Source organism: Bacillus sp. CECT 9360 (assembly GCF_918741275.1).
GTDB lineage: Bacteria > Bacillota > Bacilli > Bacillales > DSM-1321 > Peribacillus.
In genome coordinates, this window is sequence record NZ_CAKKNA010000007.1 from 157313 (window position 1) to 181431 (window position 24119).

General features: G+C 41.9%; 26 protein-coding genes and 1 pseudogene. 20 read left to right on the top strand and 7 right to left on the bottom strand.

What is annotated here, in order from left to right; translation table 11 throughout:
• Positions 1 to 34: 34 nt before the first annotated feature.
• The 3 genes from LQ216_RS10615 to LQ216_RS10625 all read left to right on the top strand — a co-directional run bounded on the left by LQ216_RS10615 (position 35) and on the right by LQ216_RS10625 (position 2407).
• Positions 35 to 1231 carry an EAL domain-containing protein gene (locus LQ216_RS10615; RefSeq protein WP_230129279.1) on the top strand — a complete coding sequence of 399 codons (1197 nt, stop codon included), beginning with the start codon at positions 35 to 37 and terminating at the stop codon, positions 1229 to 1231.
• 57 nt (positions 1232 to 1288) lie between these two features.
• Positions 1289 to 1519 carry a hypothetical protein gene (locus tag LQ216_RS10620; protein WP_230129280.1) on the top strand — a complete coding sequence of 77 codons (231 nt, stop codon included), beginning with the start codon at positions 1289 to 1291 and terminating at the stop codon, positions 1517 to 1519.
• 222 nt (positions 1520 to 1741) lie between these two features.
• Positions 1742 to 2407 (top strand): DUF3993 domain-containing protein, encoded by a 666-nt coding sequence (locus LQ216_RS10625; RefSeq protein ID WP_230129281.1) that lies wholly within the window; start codon positions 1742 to 1744, stop codon positions 2405 to 2407.
• Between the two features lie 134 nt (positions 2408 to 2541).
• Here the strand turns inward: LQ216_RS10625 and LQ216_RS10630 are convergent, their stop codons facing one another.
• On the bottom strand, positions 2542 to 2781 hold the full coding sequence (locus tag LQ216_RS10630) for a glutaredoxin domain-containing protein (RefSeq protein WP_230129282.1): 240 nt from the start codon (positions 2779 to 2781) through the stop codon (positions 2542 to 2544).
• 82 nt (positions 2782 to 2863) lie between these two features.
• The gene (locus LQ216_RS10635; protein ID WP_230129283.1) at positions 2864 to 3820 is read right to left on the bottom strand and encodes an MBL fold metallo-hydrolase; all 957 of its coding nucleotides are present in this window, start codon (positions 3818 to 3820) and stop codon (positions 2864 to 2866) included.
• A gap of 253 nt (positions 3821 to 4073) precedes the next feature.
• Here LQ216_RS10635 and LQ216_RS10640 point away from each other — a divergent pair, with 253 nt between their 5' ends.
• From LQ216_RS10640 to LQ216_RS10655, 4 genes are all read left to right on the top strand, one after another.
• Entirely contained in the window at positions 4074 to 4310 is a 237-nt protein-coding gene (locus tag LQ216_RS10640) for a DUF1797 family protein (protein ID WP_230129284.1), read from the top strand.
• 124 nt (positions 4311 to 4434) lie between these two features.
• Positions 4435 to 4587, top strand: coding sequence for a hypothetical protein (locus LQ216_RS10645; RefSeq protein WP_230129285.1), 153 nt, complete (start codon positions 4435 to 4437; stop codon positions 4585 to 4587).
• 144 nt (positions 4588 to 4731) lie between these two features.
• On the top strand, positions 4732 to 5187 hold the full coding sequence (gene cbpB / locus LQ216_RS10650; RefSeq protein WP_230129286.1) for a cyclic-di-AMP-binding protein CbpB: 456 nt from the start codon (positions 4732 to 4734) through the stop codon (positions 5185 to 5187).
• A gap of 39 nt (positions 5188 to 5226) precedes the next feature.
• The gene (locus LQ216_RS10655; protein WP_230129287.1) at positions 5227 to 6735 is read left to right on the top strand and encodes an MDR family MFS transporter; all 1509 of its coding nucleotides are present in this window, start codon (positions 5227 to 5229) and stop codon (positions 6733 to 6735) included.
• 123 nt (positions 6736 to 6858) lie between these two features.
• Here the strand turns inward: LQ216_RS10655 and LQ216_RS10660 are convergent, their stop codons facing one another.
• The gene (locus LQ216_RS10660; protein WP_230129288.1) at positions 6859 to 7605 is read right to left on the bottom strand and encodes a sulfite exporter TauE/SafE family protein; all 747 of its coding nucleotides are present in this window, start codon (positions 7603 to 7605) and stop codon (positions 6859 to 6861) included.
• Between the two features lie 111 nt (positions 7606 to 7716).
• Between LQ216_RS10660 and LQ216_RS10665 the strand changes: the two genes are divergently transcribed.
• The 6 genes from LQ216_RS10665 to LQ216_RS10690 all read left to right on the top strand — a co-directional run bounded on the left by LQ216_RS10665 (position 7717) and on the right by LQ216_RS10690 (position 12698).
• Positions 7717 to 8595: a LysR family transcriptional regulator gene (locus tag LQ216_RS10665; protein ID WP_230129289.1), complete on the top strand. Its 879-nt coding sequence runs from the start codon at positions 7717 to 7719 to the stop codon at positions 8593 to 8595.
• Positions 8596 to 8696: 101 nt separating this feature from the next.
• The gene (gene dapD / locus LQ216_RS10670; protein WP_230129290.1) at positions 8697 to 9407 is read left to right on the top strand and encodes a 2,3,4,5-tetrahydropyridine-2,6-dicarboxylate N-acetyltransferase; all 711 of its coding nucleotides are present in this window, start codon (positions 8697 to 8699) and stop codon (positions 9405 to 9407) included.
• 106 nt (positions 9408 to 9513) lie between these two features.
• The gene (locus LQ216_RS10675; RefSeq protein ID WP_230129291.1) at positions 9514 to 10641 is read left to right on the top strand and encodes an N-acetyldiaminopimelate deacetylase; all 1128 of its coding nucleotides are present in this window, start codon (positions 9514 to 9516) and stop codon (positions 10639 to 10641) included.
• A gap of 137 nt (positions 10642 to 10778) precedes the next feature.
• Positions 10779 to 11321 (top strand): peroxiredoxin, encoded by a 543-nt coding sequence (locus tag LQ216_RS10680; protein ID WP_230129292.1) that lies wholly within the window; start codon positions 10779 to 10781, stop codon positions 11319 to 11321.
• Between the two features lie 94 nt (positions 11322 to 11415).
• Entirely contained in the window at positions 11416 to 11871 is a 456-nt protein-coding gene (locus LQ216_RS10685; protein ID WP_230129293.1) for a TlpA disulfide reductase family protein, read from the top strand.
• A gap of 167 nt (positions 11872 to 12038) precedes the next feature.
• Complete coding sequence (locus LQ216_RS10690; protein WP_230129294.1) at positions 12039 to 12698, top strand: TrkA family potassium uptake protein; 660 nt, start codon at positions 12039 to 12041, stop codon at positions 12696 to 12698.
• A 37-nt stretch (positions 12699 to 12735) separates the two neighbouring features.
• Here the strand turns inward: LQ216_RS10690 and rnjA are convergent, their stop codons facing one another.
• Together rnjA and LQ216_RS10700 are read right to left on the bottom strand one after the other, a co-directional pair.
• Positions 12736 to 14403, bottom strand: a complete 1668-nt coding sequence (gene rnjA, locus LQ216_RS10695) for a ribonuclease J1 (RefSeq protein ID WP_230129295.1) — start codon at positions 14401 to 14403, stop codon at positions 12736 to 12738.
• Positions 14404 to 14406: 3 nt separating this feature from the next.
• Complete coding sequence (locus tag LQ216_RS10700) at positions 14407 to 14619, bottom strand: DNA-dependent RNA polymerase auxiliary subunit epsilon family protein (protein ID WP_230129296.1); 213 nt, start codon at positions 14617 to 14619, stop codon at positions 14407 to 14409.
• A gap of 519 nt (positions 14620 to 15138) precedes the next feature.
• On the opposite strand from LQ216_RS10700, the gene LQ216_RS10705 reads away from it, so the two are divergent.
• On the top strand, positions 15139 to 15918 hold the full coding sequence (locus tag LQ216_RS10705; protein ID WP_230129297.1) for a Cof-type HAD-IIB family hydrolase: 780 nt from the start codon (positions 15139 to 15141) through the stop codon (positions 15916 to 15918).
• 35 nt (positions 15919 to 15953) lie between these two features.
• Here LQ216_RS10705 and def read toward each other — a convergent pair whose 3' ends face one another.
• Together def and LQ216_RS10715 are read right to left on the bottom strand one after the other, a co-directional pair.
• Positions 15954 to 16508: a peptide deformylase gene (gene def / locus LQ216_RS10710; RefSeq protein WP_230129298.1), complete on the bottom strand. Its 555-nt coding sequence runs from the start codon at positions 16506 to 16508 to the stop codon at positions 15954 to 15956.
• Positions 16509 to 16697: 189 nt separating this feature from the next.
• Positions 16698 to 16874, bottom strand: a complete 177-nt coding sequence (locus tag LQ216_RS10715; RefSeq protein WP_354958858.1) for a YjcZ family sporulation protein — start codon at positions 16872 to 16874, stop codon at positions 16698 to 16700.
• A 259-nt stretch (positions 16875 to 17133) separates the two neighbouring features.
• Between LQ216_RS10715 and LQ216_RS10720 the strand changes: the two genes are divergently transcribed.
• The 6 genes and pseudogenes from LQ216_RS10720 (at position 17134) to lpdA (ending at position 24027) form a co-directional block, all read left to right on the top strand.
• Positions 17134 to 17787, top strand: coding sequence for a YkyA family protein (locus LQ216_RS10720; RefSeq protein ID WP_230129299.1), 654 nt, complete (start codon positions 17134 to 17136; stop codon positions 17785 to 17787).
• Between the two features lie 298 nt (positions 17788 to 18085).
• Positions 18086 to 18340, top strand: a pseudogene (locus tag LQ216_RS10725) (transposase); the annotation flags it as partial.
• Positions 18341 to 19059: 719 nt separating this feature from the next.
• A complete protein-coding gene (gene pdhA / locus LQ216_RS10730) occupies positions 19060 to 20175 on the top strand; it encodes a pyruvate dehydrogenase (acetyl-transferring) E1 component subunit alpha (protein WP_230129300.1) in 1116 nt (371 codons plus the stop codon).
• A gap of 3 nt (positions 20176 to 20178) precedes the next feature.
• A complete protein-coding gene (locus LQ216_RS10735; RefSeq protein WP_230129301.1) occupies positions 20179 to 21156 on the top strand; it encodes an alpha-ketoacid dehydrogenase subunit beta in 978 nt (325 codons plus the stop codon).
• Positions 21157 to 21260: 104 nt separating this feature from the next.
• A complete protein-coding gene (locus LQ216_RS10740; RefSeq protein WP_230129302.1) occupies positions 21261 to 22613 on the top strand; it encodes a dihydrolipoamide acetyltransferase family protein in 1353 nt (450 codons plus the stop codon).
• A gap of 4 nt (positions 22614 to 22617) precedes the next feature.
• A complete protein-coding gene (lpdA, locus tag LQ216_RS10745; protein ID WP_230129303.1) occupies positions 22618 to 24027 on the top strand; it encodes a dihydrolipoyl dehydrogenase in 1410 nt (469 codons plus the stop codon).
• The last annotated feature ends 92 nt before the right edge of the window (positions 24028 to 24119 follow it).

Sequence of the window (24119 nt, forward strand, 5' to 3'; positions counted from 1 at the left end):
TTCCATGGAGTGCTTATGATAGGAGGATATACTCATGGATGCGATGGAGATTTTAACGAATCCGGAAAAGGTTCAACCGGTTTTTCAGCCAATATTCAGCGCGGATGAACATCGGGTTATCGGGTATGAGATTCTTGGCCGGTTTCAGCATGACATAAGTCTTGGGCCTTTTTTTCATGACCAAACAATTCCGGAAGAATACAGGATCGATGTGGATAATCTTTTGTTAGAGAAGGCGTTGCAGCAAATCGTCAAGAATGAAGAAAATTTCTTGATTTTTATTAACCGTGACCCTAATCTTTTGCTTTTTGATCAAGGTGAAAGTTTCTTGGAAATTATTCGCAAATATTTGAAACCGAATGAAATGGGTCGGGTCGTTCTGGAATTATCCGACACGGATTACTCAGAGAATCTTGAGCAATTGCAGCATCTGCTTGCTTACTATAAAACATATGGAATCAAAGTCGCGATTGATCACCTCGGTGAGGAAAGTCATTTAGACCGGATCGCGCAGATGTCACCGCATATACTGAAGGTTAACTTAGATAAACTTAGAAAAACCGGCGGAGATGCTTTCCAGGTCATTCTTTTCTCCCTCGGCATGCTGGCCAGAAAAATAGGGGCCAATTTGTTATTCGAGCATATCGAACAGGATTATCAGCTAAGATTCGCCTGGAGAAACGGAGCGCGTTTTTATCAAGGTCATTATTTAGCGGGTCCAGAACAGGGTTTCATCGATAAAAATCGATTGCGTGAGAAATTCCAGAGTGAATCCCGCAATTTTATCTCCTTTGAAAAGAAGAAGCTGGAAACCGTCTATCAAAAAACAGTCCAGTTTAATGATGAAATACACGCTTTCCTCAATAATCATAAAAAGCTTGATACGTATGAAACATTACTCGGCGCTCTGGCAAAATCGTTCGAATCGATGTGCTTCCGCTTGTATATCTGTGACGAAGAAGGCTTCCAAAAATCGCCGAATGTGCTGAAGCAAAACGGGGTATGGATCACCCAGCAGGAATATCTACATAAAAACTGGAGTTGGCGACCTTATTTCTTGGAAAATATAATTAAGATGAAATATGAGAAAAAAGGGATTTTATCGGATTTATACAGTGATATTGATACAGGTGAAACGATCCGTACGTTCTCCTTTCCATTAAATAGTGAAGAATATTTATTTTTGGATCTCTCTTATTCTTATCTTTATGAGCATGACGCGCTTCTTTGAATAAATGGATACGGCTTGAGTTACGCTAAGCAAAACAGGGCTTGGAGGGAATGTAGCTTGAGCACGTTTATCTGGATTCTAATGCTTATCGTCATTGGAATTATTCTCGTTTCGCTAATCTATACAATCAGTGCAGGAAGAACCCAAAAGGCGATGAAGGGCGAGTTCGATTCGCAATTGAATGAAAACGTCCAAAATCATCCTTATTTAAGAAATCCTATTTTTCTGGCTATCGGTTTCTTTTTTGTTTTTGTTGTCGGATATATTTTATACTTGTCATTTAGATGATTATTTCCTGAGATTCCAACAGTGGAGTCTCTTTTTTTATGGCCTAGATTAAACATACTTGTGGAAAAGAAAGTAGGGGGTCTATCCATTACAATCCTTTATTTACCAGTTGTAATTCGTGTTTTTATTGAATTGTGGAAGGGTACTAAAAAAGTACGCACGATCATTTGTCGGTGTAACCTCGGGTAAAGGTGAACATTACAACAGTGAGGAGAGATGAAAGTGAAAAAATATATAGCAGTTATGCTGGGAACATTTTTACTATTGCTATTTTCTTATGGATCTGAGGCTGATGCACAAGACCTAAATAAAGGCCAGATTTATGGATTATTGGAGGAGGCTTTCCAAAAACAGGTTTCGCTCAGTGAAGAATCCAGATCCCTTGAAGAGATAAGCGAGGTATTGGACACCCATTTCACTGATTCATTTAAAAAAACGTTTATCCATGAAAATGTTGTGAAAACCGATGGAGGCTATGCGACAGCAGGCACGGATTTTGCCTTTTACTATATACCGTTCTTCAGTTATTCCGAAAATACAGAAGTGACATACGAACCCGATACAGAAAGGTTGTTAGTGCGGGAATATTTCCCCGGTTCTGTAGAAGGGCCTGTCAATAGCGAAGATCATTATGAAACAGTGGTGTTAGTTAAGGAAGATGGAACGTGGAAAATAGCGGATGTGTTATATGATAATGAACAAGCAAAGGGAAGCACAGTCTCTGAGACAGCGGATATGTCTCCATCAGCAGCTGATGACCAGCAATATAAGCCGTTCTCAGTTGAATTTATGGAAAATCCGAAACAGGCGTTATTCAGTATTGGGATCCTGTTTATAGAACAAATTTACGATTCACCTGTACAAGAGGACAGAAAGTACGATATATAGGAGAAAATCCATGCTTATGTTCCAAGTTGAGGTAAGTATACATTTCGCCGGATTTGTGCTGCTCGATGATCTGGATTTGTGCTCGATGATAAGTCCAAATTCAAACAGGTCTTCCACTGGGGAAGACCTGTTTTTTAATGATTAATTTGAAGGGTCTGCATCAGTTTCTCTTGATCGAAACCGATGATAACCTCACCGTCAACCACAACTGTCGGAGTTGAATAAGATCCATACTTATTCATCAATTCCTGTCTCGCTGTATGGTCGGCTTTGATATCTTTTTCAGTGAACTCGAGATTGTACTCCTTCAAAAACATTTTGACGATTTTGCATGGTGGGCAATCTGGCTGTGAGTATACGGTAATATTGTGCATATCGGGCCTCCGGATCATTGATCATTCCTATGCATTATACCTCAAAAAAGAATCGCAGGGATAAATTCTGCTTTAAAAACGATCATTTTTGATCCTGTTTCATCAAATGATCGATTAGCCCCATCGAGCAAACCCGTAAATCCAGGGCTAAAATCTCATACACCGGGTGATCGTCGGGCACCCCTTTTTGTGCTAAATAATCTCGAACCGTCTTAAACAAGTCAAAAGAGAGGGCGGACAGCTTTTCTTCAAAGGTCGTATGAGATGCATGGGCATCCTTGGCGGTTTCCACAAAAATCGGCAGCCAGTATTTTAATTGCTGATAGACTTGCCCAGGGTTGTGTGAAGCTCCAAAATGACCGAAAAACACCCGGTCGATTCCCAAGCTTTTATAAAGGTCTGCCGACGCAAGCATCGCTTCAGGGTTAAATTGGTTCGGTGAAGTAGAAGGTAGGTAAAATTCAATGTTATCCTCATCCAGCTCACGATAATAAATGCCGACAGTGTCACCGGAAAACATTCCGTTAGAAACATGGTCATGAATGCTGAGATGGTGGTTGGCATGCCCCGGTGTATCGTAAAAGGTAAGGGTGGATGTGTCTGAGATAGCGAGAGTTTCCCGGTCTTCCTTAATAATGATCCTTTCAGAAGGAATCGGGATGATTGGATCAAAAAGTGAGTCAAACTCATCCCCATACACGGCTCTGGCCCCGGCAATAAGCCTTGTTGGATCTTCAAGATGCTTCGCACCTTTTTTATGTACAATTACTTTGGCATTCGGGCATTTTTGCAGCAGCAAGCCTGCCCCGCCGGCATGGTCCGAGTGAATATGGGTTAAAATGATATATTTGATATCCTCAAGCTGAATGCCTGCTTCTGATAAGCCCTCAAGTACATAAGGAATCGATGGACTTGCCGATGTCTCGACAATCGTGATTTCTTCCTCTTTTATTACATATGTTCCGGTTCGGAGCTTTCGATGTAAATCGTTCCCGTCAATTAATGAAATTCTCTTATCGATTTCAATGATACTCCCCAAAAATAACCCTCCTCTATTGAATAATTGCTGGCAGATAGGAAAGTATATACCAGCTATCTCCATGAGCACGACTATGCCTAATTTTCGTCGATCAACGAGTTTTCTTAATTCAAATATATTCTATTCTGTTATCCCAACCGTGTAAAGGAAACGTATAAAGTATTCTGAAATTAATTCAATGTAGTTATTGGATAGAAATATATGATATAGTGAAACCTATCGATATAGGTTTTAATTAGAAAGGGGAGGTAGTGTGTCTCAATTACAAGGCATCCTAACCAGGTTGAAAAATCTTCAAGAACAATCAAAAGAAGCGGAATCAGCGGAGCGTTTTTTTGAAATAGATGGAATAAAGAAATGCCAGGTTACATATTTTAGCAAGACGGATATGTTCGAGTTAGAAGTGTTTAGTGATAAAGGCAAGCCTTCAAAATATCAATTTGATAACATAGATATGGTTACCATTGAGATTTTTGATCTGCTACAATAACAGGAAAGTATAACCGCCTTGCCACTTTGGTAAGGCGGTTATTTTAGATAATGAATGGGTGTCTGCTTCGTGAGACTGCATGAATTCCAGGTACATACGCATTCTATAAATGGAGGGATGCAAAATGAATGTGGAAATGCCTATTGTGATTTGCCCGGGCTGTAAGGCGGAGTATGCATTAAATTCTGTACTCACATCACAATCCAATCAAAATGTTATTTTTGAGTGTCCGAATTGCGGGTATGAACAAAGGAATATTGAAACGAGCAAAGGGTAAGATACAGCCGATTCGGTTAATTGCCGCTTGATGAACCCCATTTTTTTGTTAACCATAGGTTATCTCGAAGAAGCAAGTTTGCCCTTCCTGTGATAAACTAAAAAGGTACAAAAAAACATGTAACATAGGGTAAGGAGTTTTAAAATGATTGGTACACGAGACGGAGATTTAATGGAAACAAGCGTGAAAGATCTTTTAATACCATCCGAGCGAGTAGCGCATGTTCAAGTCACCAATAATTTAGAGCACGCGCTTCTTGTATTGACAAAAAGCGGTTATACGGCGATACCTGTATTGGATCCGATGTATAAGCTTCATGGATTGATCAGTACGCCCGTCATACTTGACTCCATTTTAGGATTGCAAAGAATAGAATTCGAAATGCTTGAACATAAAAAAGTATCAGAAATTATGAATATAAATATCCCGAGACTCTATACCGAAGATGAGCTTAATAAGGCTCTTGAGCTATTGATTGATCACCCGTTTGTTTGTGTGGAAAACGAAGAGGGGGTTTTTGAAGGGATCCTGACAAGAAGGGCGATATTGAAAGAGGTATACAACGCTGGAGTGGGAAGAGAAAAGAAATCTGCAAAATAAGCCTCCGGTCTTGTTTTAAAGTAAGAGTGGTGAGTGGCAATGGGGCAGACAATGGGTGAATACATTCCAAATAACAAAAAAATAAAGCGGCCTTTTGTCCTGGCTGCGATTATACTCGCCATGTTTATGGGGGCGATAGAGGGAACGATTGTCGCGACAGCGATGCCGGCAATCGTAAGCGAGCTCGGTGGCTTCTCCCTATACAGCTGGGTATTTTCAGGATATTTATTAATGAACGCGGTCACCGTTTTGATTTATGGTAAGCTGTCGGACTTATTTGGCCGCAAGCCGATCCTGATTATTGGGATCATTATTTTTTTAATAGGGTCGCTTTTGTGCGGCTTTGCTGAAACTATGAATGAGCTGATTATCTATCGCTTTATTCAGGGATTCGGTGCCGGCGCCATTGCCCCGATCGCTACAACAATTGTCGGCGATATTTATGAAAAACATGAACGGGCCCGCATTCAGGGTTATCTATCAAGCGTATGGGGGATTTCTGCGGTATTGGGACCGGCTCTCGGCGGAATCCTCGTCCAGTCCGTAACATGGAAGCTTGTGTTCTGGATCAACATTCCTCTTGGCCTGTTGTCCATAGCAGGAATCTGGTTTTTTCTATATGAAAATATCGAAAAGAAAAAACGTGAGATTGATTATCCGGGTGCTATATTGTTAACGCTTGCAATCTCATCCATCATGCTGATCCTCGTCGAAGGAGGAGTTTATTGGCCGTGGTTTTCGGTGCAGGTGATTGGACTTGTTCTGTTTACTTTAATAGCCTTGTTCCTATTCATAAGACAGGAAAAGAAAACGGCTGAACCGATGATGCCGTTTGAAATTTGGCAGGAACGGTCAATTCTTATAGCCAATATCGTTTCATTGACTACTGGAGTGATGCTGATCGGGCTATCCACCTTTCTTCCGACCTTTGTCCAAGGAGTGATGGAACGTTCTCCAACGGTTGCCGGATTTACGTTGACAGCCATGTCCATCGGATGGCCAATCGCCTCTGCCGTTTCAGGACGGCTGTTAGCAAAAATCGGCTTTAAAGCTACTTCTATTTTAGGAGGGCTCTCTCTGATTGCCGGCAGCCTTATTTTAGTGTTTCTGCCACCGGAAGCAGGACCTCTGGTTGCGGCCTGTGGGTCATTCTTTGTCGGTGTCGGAATGGGGCTCACCTCGACGTCGTTCATCGTACTGATCCAAAGCACGGTGAGCTGGGAACGAAGAGGTATTGCCACAGCTTCCAATATGTTCATGAGGAACCTCGGCACGACCGTCGGGGCTGCCCTTTTAGGCGGAATCATGAATTCGGGGCTTCAGTCATATCTAGATAAGAATAATCACTCAGGAACAAAACTAACGATCGATTCGGCGAATCAACTGTTAAACAGTGAAGAGCGCGCCAAGCTGCCTGCCAAAGCGGTGGAAGTCTTGCAGGATGGACTCAGCTACTCACTCCAAAACGTTTATCTGATCGTTTTGCTATTTGCGGTAGTAAGCTTGCTGCTCCTTTTGCTGCTTCCGAAAAAAGAAAGCATGAATTAGTTTACAAGTTTTTGTAGCGGGGGCTCATTATGTTGCCAGTTCCAGATTTCGCAGCTGAAAAATTCAAAAAAATTTAACTTGAGGTTCATAAGAGTCGCAGGAAAAATGTCCCTATTTCTTGAACTAAAAAATGTTTTCTTTCAAGATTCTGTAAAGCAGCTGAAGAATTAATGCTACGGTAACTGCATGCAAGATATACTTCAAATGCTTCGAGGAAATGTGCCGGGCTGTTCTTACGGCGGTTTGGGCCCCGGCCAATGAACCGATCGCATAATAAATAGCGGTGTCCCATTTGAAATGACCTGCGTACAGATACGTGACAAATGCAGCGGCACAGCTGATAAAGGTTTGGAATCTAGTAAAAGCTAAAGCTTGTAAATAGGAAGCCCCGTGGCGCAGGTATGTATACATTAGTAAAGTCGCCTGTCCGGGACCAAATATGCCATCGTATACGCTAATCCCAAAAAGTGACGGATACGTTTTTTTCGGCAGCTTCCAGACCCCGTCTGCGGACGGCTTCGGTTTTTTGAGAAAGCTGATCATAAAAGCGGTGCCGAGTAGTACGATGGCCATAATCTTCATTGTATTTTCCGTAAAGGCATTTGCCAAAAAGCCACCGGAAAGTCCCCCGAATAATGCAAATGGAATCAATGTCGAGACATGTCTCCACGTTAATTCTTTTTGCTTCAAGAGAGTATAAAAGCTCGAAAAGGAAGAGAACATATTTGAAAACTTTGCGGTTGCGATGACACTATGAATGGGGATCCCGATCAATAGCATCGAAGGCATTCCGATTAATCCGCCGCTACCCGCAAGCGTACCGATAAATGTGGCCGTAAATCCAATCAAAATTAACAATAGCGCTGTCATTATCATCACTCCTGTTCTTTGCCCTTGTATTATACGGCGAATTTGGTGATAATTAAATGAGCAAATAACTAACTTTTTACGATAAGAATAAATTATCAAGGCGTGATGCAAATGTCATTCTCGGAATATCAGCTTTTATCAGTGCTTGCTCAGGAAATGAATATGAGAAAGGCAGCGGAAAGATTGTTTGTTTCACAGCCTGCTCTATCCCAAAGGCTGCAATCTATCGAAAAGGAATGGGGGACGAAGCTGTTCCTCCGTTCGCAAAAAGGACTTTCTTTAACCCCTGCGGGGGAAGCGGTGATCAGGTTTGCCAATGAAATGCTGCAAAAAGAAGAAAAAGTGAGGGAAAGCATCCAGGCAATGGAGCATGGAGTCTATGGAACACTCAAAATTGCCTGCGCCTCGATCGTTGGCCAGAACTGGCTGCCACAGGTGTTGAAAAAGTTCGTGCAGAAATACCCATATGCGAAAATCTCTTTGATAACCGGGTGGAGCAGTGAGATATTGAAGTCTCTCTATGATGGCCAGGTCCATATCGGTATTATCAGAGGGGCTCCTGATTGGAAAGGAATTAAAAAGCATTTGTTTAGAGATATGCTCTATTTGGTTGACACAGAAATGAACCAATTAGAACAGATTCTCGAAACAGACCGACCGTTTATCCAATTTAAAAGCGATTCCAATTATTATCAGGCAATTCAGGATTGGTGGTTCCGCCAGTTTAAGACCTCGCCGAAGAACACGATTGTCGTGGACCAGATTGAAACCTGCAAACAGATGGTCTTTAACGGAATTGGCTACGCGATTTTACCGGGGATCACCCTGCATGACAAAGATCAAAATATCTTTAAGATTCCGTTACATGACGAACATAATCATTCCCTTGAAAGAGATACATGGTTGTGCGGATATGAATCATCGTTCCAATTAAAGCAGGTACAGGCTTTTACCGAAGTGATCCAAGAACATATTCATAAAAAGGCATAAGTTCAAGTGAAGAGAAAAAATGATGATTCTCACTTGATTTTACATCCTTTAGTTTGGTAAATTTAAGACTAGCAAATTATACATAGCAGGGGGAACTACTCATGAAAATGATGGATGCAAATGAAATTATCTCATTTATACAAAACAGTAAAAAATCAACGCCTGTCAAAGTTTATGTGAAAGGTCAGCTGGAAGGAATTAATTTTGGCGAAAATACGAAGACCTTTATTACAGGAAATACAGGGGTTCTCTTTGGTGAATGGGCTGAAATCAGCGAAGCCATCGCTGCCAATGAATCAAAAATCGAAGACCATGTCGTAGAAAACGACCGCAGAAATTCCGCGATTCCGTTGCTTGACTTAAAAGGAATTAAGGCCAGAATCGAGCCTGGCGCGATTATCCGTGACCAAGTGGAAATCGGCGACAATGCCGTTATTATGATGGGAGCGTCTATTAATATTGGTTCGGTCATAGGTGAAGGCACGATGATTGATATGAACGCAATCCTTGGCGGAAGAGCGACGGTAGGCAAGAACTGCCACATCGGTGCAGGCGCGGTTTTGGCAGGAGTAATCGAGCCGCCATCCGCAAAACCGGTAGTTGTTGAAGACGACGTTATGGTCGGTGCCAATGCGGTTGTCCTTGAAGGTGTCACAATCGGTAAAGGGGCAGTCGTTGCCGCAGGCGCAATCGTAATTGAAGATGTACCCCCATATACGGTCGTTGCGGGAACACCTGCAAGAGTTATCAAGGAAATTGATGAGAAAACGAAGTCCAAAACAGAGATCAAGCAAGAGCTTCGTCAATTATAAAGACTGGTATTTTAATGTTTTGAATAATGAGCGGGCTACATTTTTATAGACTTTGGACAAGGCGTGGATTCATGATCCACGCCTTGTCTATAGGGGGAAACAAAGCATGGCGAAATTTGCAGCTATACGAAGGGATTTGCATAAGATTCCCGAACCCGGTTTTCAGGAATTTAAGACACAGAAGTACTTATTGGATTATCTGCATGCACTACCGGGTGACCGTCTGGAAATTAAAACATGGAGGACCGGTATTTTTGCGAAAATCCATGGGGAAAATCCAACAAAAACAATCGGTTACCGGGCGGATATCGATGGCCTTCCTATCCAAGAGGAAACCGGTTTGCCATTTGTTTCTGAGCATGAGCAGTTCATGCACGCATGCGGCCATGACTTCCATATGAGCATCGCCCTCGGAATACTGACTCATTTCACCTACAACCCGATAGATGATCATTTGTTATTTATTTTCCAGCCGGCGGAGGAAGGACCAGGTGGAGCAGAGCTTATGCTGCAAACTGATATCATGAAGGATTGGAAGCCTGATATCATTACTGCGCTACATATCGCGCCGGAATACCCTGTCGGAACTATTGCTGTTAAAGAAGGGCTGCTGTTCGCCAATACGTCAGAGCTTTTCATTGACTTGAAGGGGAAAGGCGGCCATGCCGCATATCCGCATGAAACCAACGATATGGTCCTTGTAGCATGTTCACTAGTTAGCCAGCTTCAGACAATCGTTTCGCGAAATGTGAATCCATTGGACTCGGCTGTGATCACAATCGGGAAAATTACTGGAGGGACGGTTCAAAATATTATTGCTGAAAATGCCCGACTCGAAGGAACCATTCGCACATTATCGGCCACTTCCATGGAAAAAGTGAAGCAACGAATCGAACAGCTTGTCGAAGGAATGAGAATCGGTTATCAGTGTGAGGCAGCCATCGATTACGGCAGCATGTATCATCAAGTACTAAACGAAGAAACGCTGACCCGGGAATTCATGGATTTTGCCAAAACTACACAAGGAATAACTGTGCATGAATGCACCGAAGCGATGACAGGCGAAGATTTCGGTTATATGCTAAAAGAAATTCCGGGCTTTATGTTCTGGCTGGGTGTCGATTCCGAATTCGGCTTGCATCATGCAAAGCTTGCGCCTGATGAGAAGGCGATTGAGACTGCTATTTCCCTCATGACGGATTATTTCACATTTAAGAGCGCCGCTAAACAGTAATGATTCCTTAATTATATAAGGTTTACTTATAGTTTGACTTCATTTTCAGGCTTGTCTATAATGAGAATTGTGTTCAAAATGATTGAGGATTCGACAAATACTTCTCAATTAAATTATGCAATCGGAGGGATCACATCATGCCAGAGCGTATGGTAGGGAAACAAGCACCTCGTTTTGAAATGGATGCTGTTATGGCTAACAAAGAGTTTGGTAAAGTTAGCTTAGAGGAAAACATGAAGAACGACAAATGGACAGTTCTATTTTTCTATCCAATGGACTTCACATTCGTTTGTCCAACAGAAATCACTGCAATGAGTGACCGCTATGAGGAGTTCGATGATCTTGATGCGGAAGTAATCGGCGTATCAACCGATACGATTCATACGCACTTAGCTTGGATACATACAGACCGCAAGGAAAACGGGCTTGGCGATCTTAACTATCCATTAGCTGCTGATACCAATCACGTTGTTTCGCGTGAATACGGCGTATTAATTGAAGAAGAAGGAGTTGCGCTTCGCGGATTATTCATCATCAATCCGGAAGGCGAAATGCAATACTCCGTTGTTAATCACAACAACATTGGCCGTGATGTAGATGAAACGCTTCGTGTACTTCAAGCTCTTCAAACAGGCGGACTTTGCCCTGCAAACTGGAGACCGGGTCAAGCGACTCTTTAATTTAATCTTAAAAGCAATTAAATAAAAGGCCTAACTCCATGTTAGGTCTTTTTTGATAATTATTGAAACCTAAATGACTTTGGAGGAATAAGCTGTGAAATTACGTGAATTAATGCCTGAATTAATCGGTGAAACTGCATGGATAAACGAGCAAGTTACGAAAGATCAATTGGTCGGTGAAAAACCTACCTTGATTCACTTCTGGTCTGTTAGCTGCCATTTATGCAAGGAAGCAATGCCGCAGGTCAATGAATTCAGAGACAATTACAAGGATAAGTTAAATGTAGTAGCCGTTCATATGCCGCGTTCTGAAGACGATTTGAATCTTGATGACATCAAAAAGGTCGCGGAAGAACACGGAATCACCCAGCCGATTTTTGTTGACAGTGAATTAAAATTAAACGATACATTCGAAAATCAATACGTGCCTGCTTATTACGTATTTGATAAAGAAGGAAAGCTCCGTCACTTCCAGGCGGGCGGCAGCGGTATGAAAATGCTTGAAAAGCGCGTAAATCGCGTACTCGACGAAAATGAAAAGGCAGAATAATCGAAAGAGCTGATGAAGATTTTCATCGGCTCTTTTTCAAATACTGAAAAAAATAATGTCTTTATGATAAAATAGGAACAGGACTTATTAAATAAAGTGTCACATGAATGATCCTAAAATATACAATTTTATCAATGCGTTAGTTCAACTAATCTGGAGGTATTGCAGTGAAAAAAGAGTTTGCTGTTATTGGACTGGGCCGTTTTGGCGGAAGCATTTGCAAGGCTCTGGCTGAAGAGGGTATGGAAGTTTTGGCAATCGATATGGATGAAGACCGGGTAAGCGAATTCGCGATGATTGCTTCACATGCTATAGTGGGCGATACAACGGATGAGTCCGTATTAAGAAGCCTTGGAATCCGGAATTTTGATCATGTCATCGTCGCAATTGGTGACAATATCCAGGCAAGCATTTTAACCACTCTTATGTTAAAAGAGCTTGGTGTTAATAATATTACCGCTAAAGCCCAAAATGACTATCATGAAAAAGTGCTTCGTAAAATTGGCGCGGACCATGTTGTCCACCCAGAACGAGATATGGGACGGCGCATAGCCCATAGTATTGTCTCCAATAATGTGCTTGATTATTTGGAACTGTCGGATGAGCATTCTATCGTTGAGATCGTAGCAAATGATAAAATTGATGGAAACTCTATCATCGATATGGATGTTCGTGCCCGTTACGGCATTAATATAGTAGCGATTAAAAGAGGAAATGAAATCATTGTATCTCCTCAGGCGAATGACCAGATTATAAAAGGCGACATCCTGATCGTGATCGGGGCAGATACCGATATTACCCGTTTTGAGAGAAAAGTTATTGAATAGCACAAAACCCGCTCCAAAGCCGGAGCGGGTTTTATATTTACACTTCCATAATGATTGGTAAAATCATTGGGCGGCGTTTCGTTTTTTCATATAGGAACGGCGCCAACGTGTCTGTAATTTCATTTTTGATTTCGGCCCATTGTGTCGTTTTTCTTTCCATCACTTTGTTCAAATGCTTTGTAATTAAAGTTTGGGCATCATTGATAAGATCGCCTGACTCCCTCATATATACAAAACCTCGGGAGATAAGGTCAGGACCTGCTGAAATTTTGAAATCCTTCATATTGATGCTGACCACGACAACGACAAGTCCTTCTTCTGAAAGGATACGGCGGTCGCGTAAAACGATATTCCCGATATCGCCGATTCCGCTTCCATCGATATAAACGGATCCTGAAGGTACTTTTCCTGCAACCTGGGCGGCATCTTCGCTGAGGGCAAGAACTTCTCCGTTGTCCATTATGAAGCAGTTTTCTTCAGGGACTCCGCAAGCGATAGCATGCTTAGTATGCATTTTCTGCATGCGGTATTCCCCGTGTATAGGCATAAAGAATTTAGGTTTTATCAGGCGAAGCATTAGTTTTTGTTCTTCCTGCCCACCGTGACCGGATGTATGGATATCACTCAATTTGCCTGCAATAACTTCCGCCCCTGCACGATACAGCATATTGATTGTTCTTGATACACTGATCGTGTTCCCAGGGATTGGAGATGAAGAAAAAACAACCGTGTCTCCAGGAATGATTTGAATTTGTCGATGTGTGCCGTTGGCGATCCTTGATAAAGCTGCCATAGGTTCTCCCTGGCTACCCGTACAAAGGATTGTCACCCGGTTAGCAGGAAGTTTATTGATTTGTTGTGACTCTATGAAAGTATCCTTCGGTGCATTAATGTACCCGAGATCAATACCGATATTAATGGCTGCTTCCATGCTTCTGCCGAAAACAGCAACTTTGCGCCCGTTGACAACTGCTGCTTCAACTACCTGCTGCAGCCTATGGATATTTGATGCGAAAGTGGCAAATATTATTCGTCCGTCAACCTTACGGAAAATATCGTCGATGGTGTCGCCCACTCGCCTTTCCGACATTGTAAAGTGCGGAACCTCACTATTCGTACTGTCGGATAGAAGACAAAGCACTCCTTCTTTGCCGATTTCAGCCATTTTTGTAAGGTTTGCCGGTTCGCCGACAGGAGTGAAGTCGAATTTGAAATCTCCGGTGTGGACAATCTGGCCAGGTGGTGTCTTTACTACGATACCATAGGAATCCGGGATACTATGGGTTGTCCTGAAAAAGGATACAGAAGTTTTTCTGAATTTAATGACATCATCTTCCTGAAATTCGATCATTTTTGTCTGGCGAAGTAAGCCATGCTCTTCGAGTTTGTTTCTTAATAATCCAAGGGCAAGCTTTCCGCCGTAAACAGGAATATTCACTTCTCTTAAAAGGTAAGGAATTCCGCCAATGTGGTCTTCATGGCCATGCGTGATGAACAGGCCTTTAATTTTTTCTACATTTTTTGCTAAATAGCTGTAATCAGGAATGACATAATCGATTCCGAGAAGCTCATCCTCTGGAAATTTAATTCCAGCATCGATGACAATGATTTCATCCTGGAATTGTACTGCATAGGTGTTTTTTCCGATTTCGCCTAAACCGCCCAAAGCGAAAACAGCTGTTTGATCATTTTTTACAAATTTCATATTCTATAGCTCCAATACTTTAAAGTCTTCATTTTGTTCTTTTTCGTAATCCAAATATGCCCCGCTCACAGGTTCGATGTATTCAATGTTAAAAGGCATATGTTTAATCTTCAAACGGATATCCCGCTCCGCTTCTCCCTCTACATACATAATTTTAGTATGCTCTCGAATAGCTACTTCTGATGCATCTCCCTGGTAGTATACCTTAAAAATCACTATTATTCCTCCTATCATCTTTTTTATTGCTTTTTTCATTATATATAAAAACAACAATTTTTTCATGTGTTAGATTATCATGCTAAATAAAGTATGTATTTCTTATGTTAGTAAAGTGTAGCATGAAAATGACTTTACAATAAGGAAGAAGCCCTTCGCAAGTTTTGAAGGGCCACATAAACAAAATCATGCGATTGTTTTTTTTCGTAATAGTCCGTTCCACTGTTTTTGCAATCTCTTACGCAGTCTTTTCAACATGGTGGATCACACTCCCCTTATCTTTATTGTAAAGGAATATAAAATAAAGTAAATACGTGTTTTGCGGACACAAGCCGATTTTCGGGAAATTTAGTGATTTTAGTATAAGCATATGTAATTATTAGAAATTATTCCGTTACTTATATTGGAAAAATGTTTTCAAGGAGAAGAGCCTTGACAGAAGTCGTGGTGAAGGGTTAAATGGATACGTATTCTGTGTGTGTTTGGCGGTAAAATAAAAGCAGCATTGAAAGTAAGGATGTGGAAAAAGTGAAAATTGTATTTTTTGATATAGATGGAACATTGCTTGATGATGATAAAAAGCTTCCATCGTCAACGAAAGAGGGCATCAAGGCATTGCAGGAAAACGGGACTTTCGTTGCGATTTCAACTGGCAGGGCTCCCTTTATGTTTGAATATTTACGGGAAGAACTAGACATTGATACATATGTTAGTTATAACGGACAGTATGTTGTATTTGAAAACGAAGTCATTTATAAAAATCCGCTATCTGAAACTCAGCTGGCGCAGCTCCATAAAGATGCGACCAATCATACTAACACGCCGATGATTTTCATGACAGAAAAGACCATGAAAGCAAGTGTAGATCATCATGAAAGAATAGAAGAAGCAATGGGGAGCCTCCATTTTCCGCACCCGGAAAAGGATGATACGTTTTATCGCAACAGGGAGATTTATCAGTCCTTATTATTCTGTACAGATGAAGAGCAAAAACTGTACGAAGGAAAATATGGACAGTTCCGGTTCATCCGCTGGCATGAATATTCTTTGGATGTTTTGCCAAAAGGCGGTTCTAAGGCACAAGGAATTAAGAAACTCATCGAAAGGGCAGGATTCAAGCTTGAGGATATCTATGCTTTTGGCGACGGTTTAAATGATGTCGAAATGCTTGAGACAGTCGGTCATGGCATTGCGATGGGGAACGCCATGGATGAGGTGAAGAAATTTGCCGATTATGTAACCGATGATGTAAATGACGATGGAATTTATAAGGGGTTAAAGCATTTTAATTTAATCTAAAAACAGGAGCCCGGCACACGCCAGGCTCCTGTTTTTCATCTTTCAATCGCTTTTGCTTCCCTTAAGGTTTCAAAGGGGTCATCTTCATTGATATGATCGTAAAACATTATCCCGTTTAAATGATCAATTTCATGCTGAAAAACGATGGCAGGAAGACCTTTTAGACGCAAGGTGATTTTCTCTCCTTCCAACGTTGTTCCGGTTACGGTAATTCTTGCGTAACGCGGAACAAATCCTGGGACCTGCCGATCGACAGAAAGACATCCCTCACCTGAGGTTAAATAGGCTTTCTCGATGGAATGGCTGATGATTTTAGGGTTAAATAAGGCATAACTGAATGGTTTCTCATCGTCATCGGCAAGATGGACGGCGAGCATCCGTTTAGAAATATTGATTTGCGGAGCAGCGAGGCCAATCCCGGGTCTTAACCCGTATTCTTCAACCATATCGGGATCCTGACTGTTTTTGACATACTCAATCAAGCTGGCAAGGGTCGCTTTATCTTCCTTTGAAGCGGGGAGAGAAACCTCTTCAGCTGTTTTGCGGAGAGTAGGATGCCCCTCTTTAATAATATCTTTCATTGTAATCATGATTGCACCTCAATTTAATTTAAGTATCTATATATAATATGTAGTCTACCAAAACAGTTTGCAAAAGTTAATTAATGCCGATTAAAAGAGGTGATTGAACTTATATGTCTATTCAATCACCTCAGGACAAAAAACAAGAACTTGCTTACCATTCTTAATCATGGGTATATATTAGGGAATGGTCTAGGATTAAAATTTACAGAATGCACCTACTATAATAAGCAAAATGAACAGTACGACGATTAAGGCAAAATGATTGCCACCATCATTGTCGCAATAGCCATATCCTGCAACAGGGTAGCAACAGTCCTGCCCGGAATAAGGTGAAACATTATACATGTCGTTACCGTGACCTCCATGATACATGTGGGATTCCTCCTGAATTTTAGTTAATCATCCCTTTTGGAACGATGTACTACAGCCTATGCTCCCGGTAGGATTTTGTATAGGCCAAAGCCTAGTACATAAATAAATTCCAATGGCATATAATGGTCTGGTATCCTTTAAAAAGGGAATGTTGCGGACTACTTGAAAATTTATCCAGATGGCAGGTGATAGTCTGCTATTGTCAAAGCCTTCGGATATCCAGTATAGTAGAAAATGTGATCAATTGGGGGGATTAGTAGTGTTAAAGGGCTTTAGTAGTATCGCTGTGATATTGTTTTCAACTGTTTTAATTTCCGGATGTAGCGCACCGGAAGAACAAATCCATTCCATCCTTGAGGAAGCGGTGGACAAAGAGATGGGATTTGAAGAGCAGCAAACGCCAATTACAGAATCAGAAAAAAAGGAAAAGCAATTATATGATCAAATTATCAAGCTGGGCATGAAGGAATTCGACCAAATTGTCAAATTGTCCGATGAAGCGTTGAAAAATATTCAAGAACGCGAGAAGCTGATAGAAAAAGAGCATACTAGCATTAAAGATTCTGAGGAAGAGTTCAGTAAAATAGCTGACGAAATTAATGATATCGATGATCAAAAACTCAAGGAGCAGGCTGAAGAGCTTAAAACGACCATGGAAAGCCGCTACGAAGCTCACGAGGACGTGTACAAGTCCTATAAAGAAAGTATTGCTCTTGATAGAGAGCTTTATGAGCTATTCAAAAAAGAAGACTTGAAGATGGACGAGCTCCAGGCGCAAATTGATAAAATCAATGTAGCCTATCAAAAGGTCCTGGAAGCAAGCGAAAAGTTCAATACTGAAACCGAGCAGTACAATCAAGAGAAGAAGGCTTTTTATGAAAACGCCGGAATTGAAACCGAAGATACTAAATAAAAAAGCAGGCTCAAATGAGCTTGCTTCAGACTGTAGACAAACTGGATGAAATCGAGTTTGCCTGCAGTTATTTTTTTATTTGGCCTGTTAATGGGGTCTGTTGATTTCCGTTCCAGGCGCTTCGCGCACCTTAGGGGCGGGCGGTGAGCCTCCTCGTCGCATGCTCCTGCGGGGTCTCACCTGTCCCGCTGCTCCCGCAGGAGTCTTCGCGCCTGGAACGAAGATCAACAGGCTTTTAAACGTTTACTATGGAACGTTCCTAAAATCTATTTTAAAATGGATACATAAAATGATTGGGGTGACGAGGCATATTTGGCAGGATTATGTAGAGGAAACAGATCATTTGCGACACCACAAGGATGTAAAACCAATCTATGCGAAACGCAAAGAAACGATAGAACGCGTATTCGCAGATGCAAAAGAAAAGCATGGCATGCGTTGGACAAAGTTAAGGGGACTTAAAAAATTGTCGATGCAGGGGATGCTTACTTTCGCTGCCATGAATTTGAAGAAGATGGCAAACTGGACATGGCAAGGTCCAGAAGTGGCCTAATAAATAAGGCTAAGTGAGGTCCATTCACACTCAAAATAAGCAAAAATAGAAATAATCACTAAAAAGGGGTTCGAAATGAGACCATTCCGAACCCCTTTTGTCAACAATCTGAAGCAGGCTCAAATGAGCTTGCTTTTTTATTATTAGGCTAATATAGCGTTCTTGATCAATATTATTTTTGGATCATTCGTGTGAACCCATAGTTTCAAAATGACCCGAAAATCTATAAACAAAGCTTATTATTAAAGCGAATAATTCTTTTCCACTTTAATAGTATGGCTGTAGATAATGATTAAAGCAAAATCCGATTGGACACCCTTTATGACGAGAGTTAAAAATTATATAAACTTAATTCTTTGTAGGCCCGGAAGCCTGAAGAAACATTTTTTATATAATACAGACTTAAAAATTATTGTATAACAGTTTCAAAAAAAGGTGATGTGTAATAAGTCATATAAAAACGCTATCAATGTTGTAAAGTTGTAATTCTAACTAATTGACGAATTAAAAGTTGTTCGGTAAAATTAAAACTGAATAAAGCATTGTACTATATTGTTTGTCATTTTAATTGGTACAGTTTATCATTAGAATAGGAATGTTTCACTGCTGTTTATTGTGGAAAATAAACACTGTTATGAACATGGGGGCAAAACGACGACATGAAAAAATGCTTTATGGTAAATATAAAACCTTATATATGGAAGGATGGGGTGATGTAAATGGCTTCTAAGACAAAAAAAGCTCAATTTGATGTAAAAAAACAGAGTGAAGCAGTTACAGAGCAGTTTCAAACGTTACAGATTTTAAATGAACAAGGTGAAATCGTTAATGAAGCGGCAATGCCCGATTTAAGCGATGATCAATTACAAGAATTGATGAGAAGGATGGTATATACGCGAATACTGGACCAACGATCCATCTCTTTGAACCGTCAGGGGAGACTGGGGTTCTATGCTCCTACAGCAGGGCAGGAAGCTTCACAATTGGCTTCTCAATTCGCCTTGGAAAAAGAAGACTTTATTCTTCCAGGATACCGGGATGTACCACAATTGATTTGGCACGGTCTTCCGCTATCACAGGCTTTCTTATTCTCAAGAGGACATTTTAAAGGGAATCAAATTCCAGAAGGCGTCAATGTCATTTCTCCACAAATCATCATCGGTGCGCAATATGTACAAGCTGCCGGTGTTGCGCTGGGCATGAAGAAGCGAGGCGCTAAATCAGTCGCTATTACTTATACAGGCGATGGAGGAGCTTCCCAGGGGGACTTCTATGAAGGCATGAACTTCGCGGGCGCTTTCAAAGCACCTGCAATCTTTGTTGTCCAAAACAACCGTTTTGCCATCTCGACGCCTGTTGAAAAACAGTCAGCAGCACAGACCATTGCTCAAAAAGCAGTCGCGGCTGGTATTCCGGGAATTCAAGTAGACGGAATGGATCCGTTAGCTGTTTATGCAGCTGTTAAGCAAGCGCGTGAACGGGCTGTAAATGGCGAAGGCCCTACGCTTATTGAAACATTGACATACCGATATGGCCCACATACGATGGCGGGTGACGATCCGACACGGTACCGCACATCTGACCTTGATAACGAGTGGGAGCAGAAAGATCCGCTTGTACGTTTCCGCAAGTTCCTTGAAAAGAAAGGGATCTGGAACGAAGAGCTGGAAAACTCCACAATTGAAAAAGCGAAAGAAGATATTAAAGAAGCAATCAAAATTGCTGATGAAACACCAAAACAAAAAGTAACGGATTTAATAGAGAATATGTATGAGGACATGCCTTATAACTTAAAAGAACAATTTGAAATATATAAAGAAAAGGAGTCGAAGTAAGCCATGGCTCAAATGACTATGATACAAGCAATCACGGATGCGTTACGTACAGAGCTTCGCAATAATGAAAACGTGCTTCTATTCGGGGAAGATATTGGCGTAAACGGCGGTGTTTTCCGTGCGACAGAAGGATTGCAGAAAGAATTCGGTGAAGACCGTGTTTTTGATACTCCGCTTGCTGAATCTGGTATAGGTGGGTTAGCTATTGGGTTAGGCCTTCAAGGCTTTCGTCCAGTTATGGAAATCCAATTCTTTGGATTTGTGTTCGAAGTAATGGATTCCATCGTTGGCCAAATGGCTCGTACACGCTACCGTTCAGGTGGCCGTTATAGCCAACCAATAACAGTACGCTCACCATTTGGGGGAGGAGTTCATACTCCGGAAATGCACTCAGATAGCTTAGAAGGGCTTATGACTCAATCACCTGGCCTTAAAGTTGTCGTTCCATCTACTCCATATGATGCCAAAGGGTTACTAATCTCAGCAATCCGGGACAATGATCCGGTTATTTTTCTTGAGCACTTGAAATTATATCGTGCCTTCCGTGCAGAAGTTCCTGAAGAAGAATACACAATTGAAATTGGCAAGGCGGATGTTAAACGTGAGGGATCCGATTTATCAATTATCACTTATGGAGCAATGGTTCATGAATCATTAAAAGCTGCCGAAGAGCTCGAGAAAGAAGGCTATTCAGTTGAGGTAGTCGATTTGCGGACAATTCAGCCGCTTGATATTGAAACAATTATTGCATCTGTTGAAAAAACAGGACGTGTGGTTGTTGTACAGGAAGCTCAAAGGCAGGCTGGTGTAGCGGCAAATGTTGTCGCTGAAATCAATGAACGTGCTATCTTAAGCTTGGAAGCTCCGGTATTGCGTGTAACTGCTGCTGATACTGTTTACCCATTCTCTCAAGCAGAAGGGGCTTGGCTTCCGAACTTTAAGGATATTATCGAAACAGCGAAGAAAGTATTGAACTTCTAAACATGTATAAACTATCTGTTTAGAGGCTCCCAAATCCTTTAGGCAGATTACTTGAATGACTGGTCGGACTAATGACATGATTGAATAATAGGAGGTTGAATTCAGTGGCATTCCAATTTAGACTCCCTGATATCGGAGAAGGTATTCACGAAGGTGAAATTGTTAAGTGGTTTATTAAACCAGGTGATAAGGTCCAAGAAGACGATGTGCTTTGTGAGGTTCAAAACGATAAAGCCGTTGTGGAAATTCCGTCACCTGTTGAAGGTACTGTCGAAGAAATTCTAGTTGAAGAAGGTACAGTGGCAACAGTTGGAGATGTGCTCGTTACATTAGATGCTCCAGGATATGAAAACCTGCAGTTCAAAGGTGATCATGAAGAGGAAGCTAAAGGTGAAAGCAAGACAGAAGCACAAGTCCAGTCAACTGCAGAAGCAGGGCAGGAAGTGAAAAAAGAACAAGCTCCTGGGCAAGCAGCAACCGGTGCAACAGGCGCAGGTGCTCAGCCTCAAGTTGAAGTGGAGGATCCTAACCGTCGCATAATCGCGATGCCTTCTGTTCGTAAATACGCGCGTGAAAAAGGCGTTGAAATCCGCCAGGTAGCAGGAAGTGGAGACAACGGACGTATCATGAAAGATGATATCGATGGCTTCCTTAACGGAGGTGCCGCAATTCCTGCTAATGCCGAGGAAGCGAAGGCTGGACAACCTGCAGAAAAAGCAACGGAAAAAACGGCTGCTACAATTCCTGCTGGACAGTATCCCGAAACTCGTGAGAAAATGAGCGGGATAAGAAAAATGATTGCAAAAGCAATGGTAAATTCTAAGCACACAGCGCCGCATGTGACATTAATGGATGAAATCGATGTAACCAAATTGGTGGCTCACCGTAAGAAGTTCAAGGAAATTGCAGCGCAAAAAGAAATCAAGCTTACATTCCTTCCTTACGTTGTTAAAGCATTGACAAGTGCATTGCGTGAATTCCCTGCTTTAAACACTTCTATTGATGATGAAGCAGGCGAGATCATCCAAAAGCATTATTACAACATTGGGATCGCTGCAGATACGGATAGAGGACTTCTTGTTCCGGTTGTTAAGGATGCAGACCGTAAATCCACCTTTGCTATTTCTAACGAGATCAATGAACTGGCAGGCAAAGCACGTGACGGCAAATTAGCTCCAGATGAAATGAAGGGCGCTTCTTGTACGATCACAAATATCGGTTCCGCAGGCGGCCAATGGTTCACACCTGTAATCAATCATCCTGAAGTGGCCATCCTTGGAATCGGCCGCATCGCTGAGAAGCCAATCGTTCGCGACGGTGAAATCGTTGCCGCTCCAGTATTGGCATTATCATTAAGCTTTGACCACCGAATCATTGACGGTGCGACAGCACAAAATGCATTAAATCACATCAAGAGATTGCTTAACGATCCAGAACTATTGTTAATGGAGGCGTAATAAAATGGTAGTAGGAGATTTCCCAATTGAAACAGATACTATAGTAATTGGTGCAGGCCCCGGCGGTTATGTTGCTGCTATCCGTGCCGCCCAGCTTGGACAAAAAGTTACAGTCGTAGAAAAAGGGACGGTAGGCGGAGTGTGCCTTAACGTTGGCTGCATCCCATCTAAAGCTTTAATTTCTGCGGGACACAGATTTCATGAAGCACAGCATTCAGAGGATATGGGGATTACAGCTGAGAATGTGAAGGTAGACTTTTCTAAAGTCCAGGCTTGGAAAGGCTCTGTCGTTAATAAACTGACTGGCGGTGTTGCCGGACTTCTGAAAGGAAACAAGGTTGAAACGGTCAGCGGAGAGGCTTACTTTGTTGATGGCAATACCCTTCGCGTTATGAGTGAAACTTCCGCTCAAACGTATACATTCAAGAATGCGATCATCGCAACAGGCTCAACTCCTATCGAGTTGCCTGCGTTTAAATATTCTAAGCGCGTCATTAACTCTACCGGCGCTCTTGCTCTGGAAGAAATACCGGCTTCCATGGTTGTAATCGGCGGCGGTTATATTGGAACAGAACTTGGCGGCGCGTTTGCCAACTTCGGAACCAAGGTAACCATTTTGGAAGGCCTCGATGAAATTCTTATGGGCTTTGAAAAGCAAATGTCATCACTTGTAGCAAGAAACCTTAAGAAAAAAGGCGCTGAAATCGTTACGAAAGCGACCGCAAAAGGTGTGGAAGAGACAGAGAACGGCGTTGTTGTCACGTATGAAGCAAAAGGCGAAGAAAAGAAAGTCGAAGCTGATTATGTATTGGTAACTGTTGGACGCCGTCCAAACACTGACGAACTAGGACTTGAGCAAATTGGAGTCAAATTGACTGAAAGAGGCCTTGTTGAAATCGACAAACAAGCCCGTACAAGTGTTAGCAATATCTACGCAATCGGAGACATTGTCCAGGGACCTCCATTGGCCCATAAAGCCTCATATGAAGGTAAGATTGCCGCTGAGGCAATTGCCGGACAAACTTCTGAAATTGACTATCTTGCTATCCCTGCCGTTGTTTTCTCTGAACCGGAACTTGCTTCTGTAGGGTATACGGAAAAGCAAGCGAAGGATGAAGGAATTGAAGCAGCAGGTGCGAAATTCCCATTTGCAGCTAACGGACGTGCTCTTTCTTTAAATAACGCAGATGGTTTCATGAAGCTCGTAACCCGAAAGGAAGACGGGCTGGTAATCGGTGCACAAATTGCCGGGCCTGGAGCAAGTGACATGATTGCAGAACTAGGACTGGCTATTGAAGCTGGCATGACTGCTGAAGATATCGCCATGACGATTCACGCTCACCCGACATTGGGTGAAATCACTATGGAAGCTGCTGAAGTAGCCCTGGGCAGCCCAATCCATATTATTAAGTAAATGCTAAAAAAGCACACTTACCATTTGGTAAGTGTGCTTTTTTTTGTTTTTCAGCCATATAATTGGATATAATGGACAAGTTTGAGCCTTAA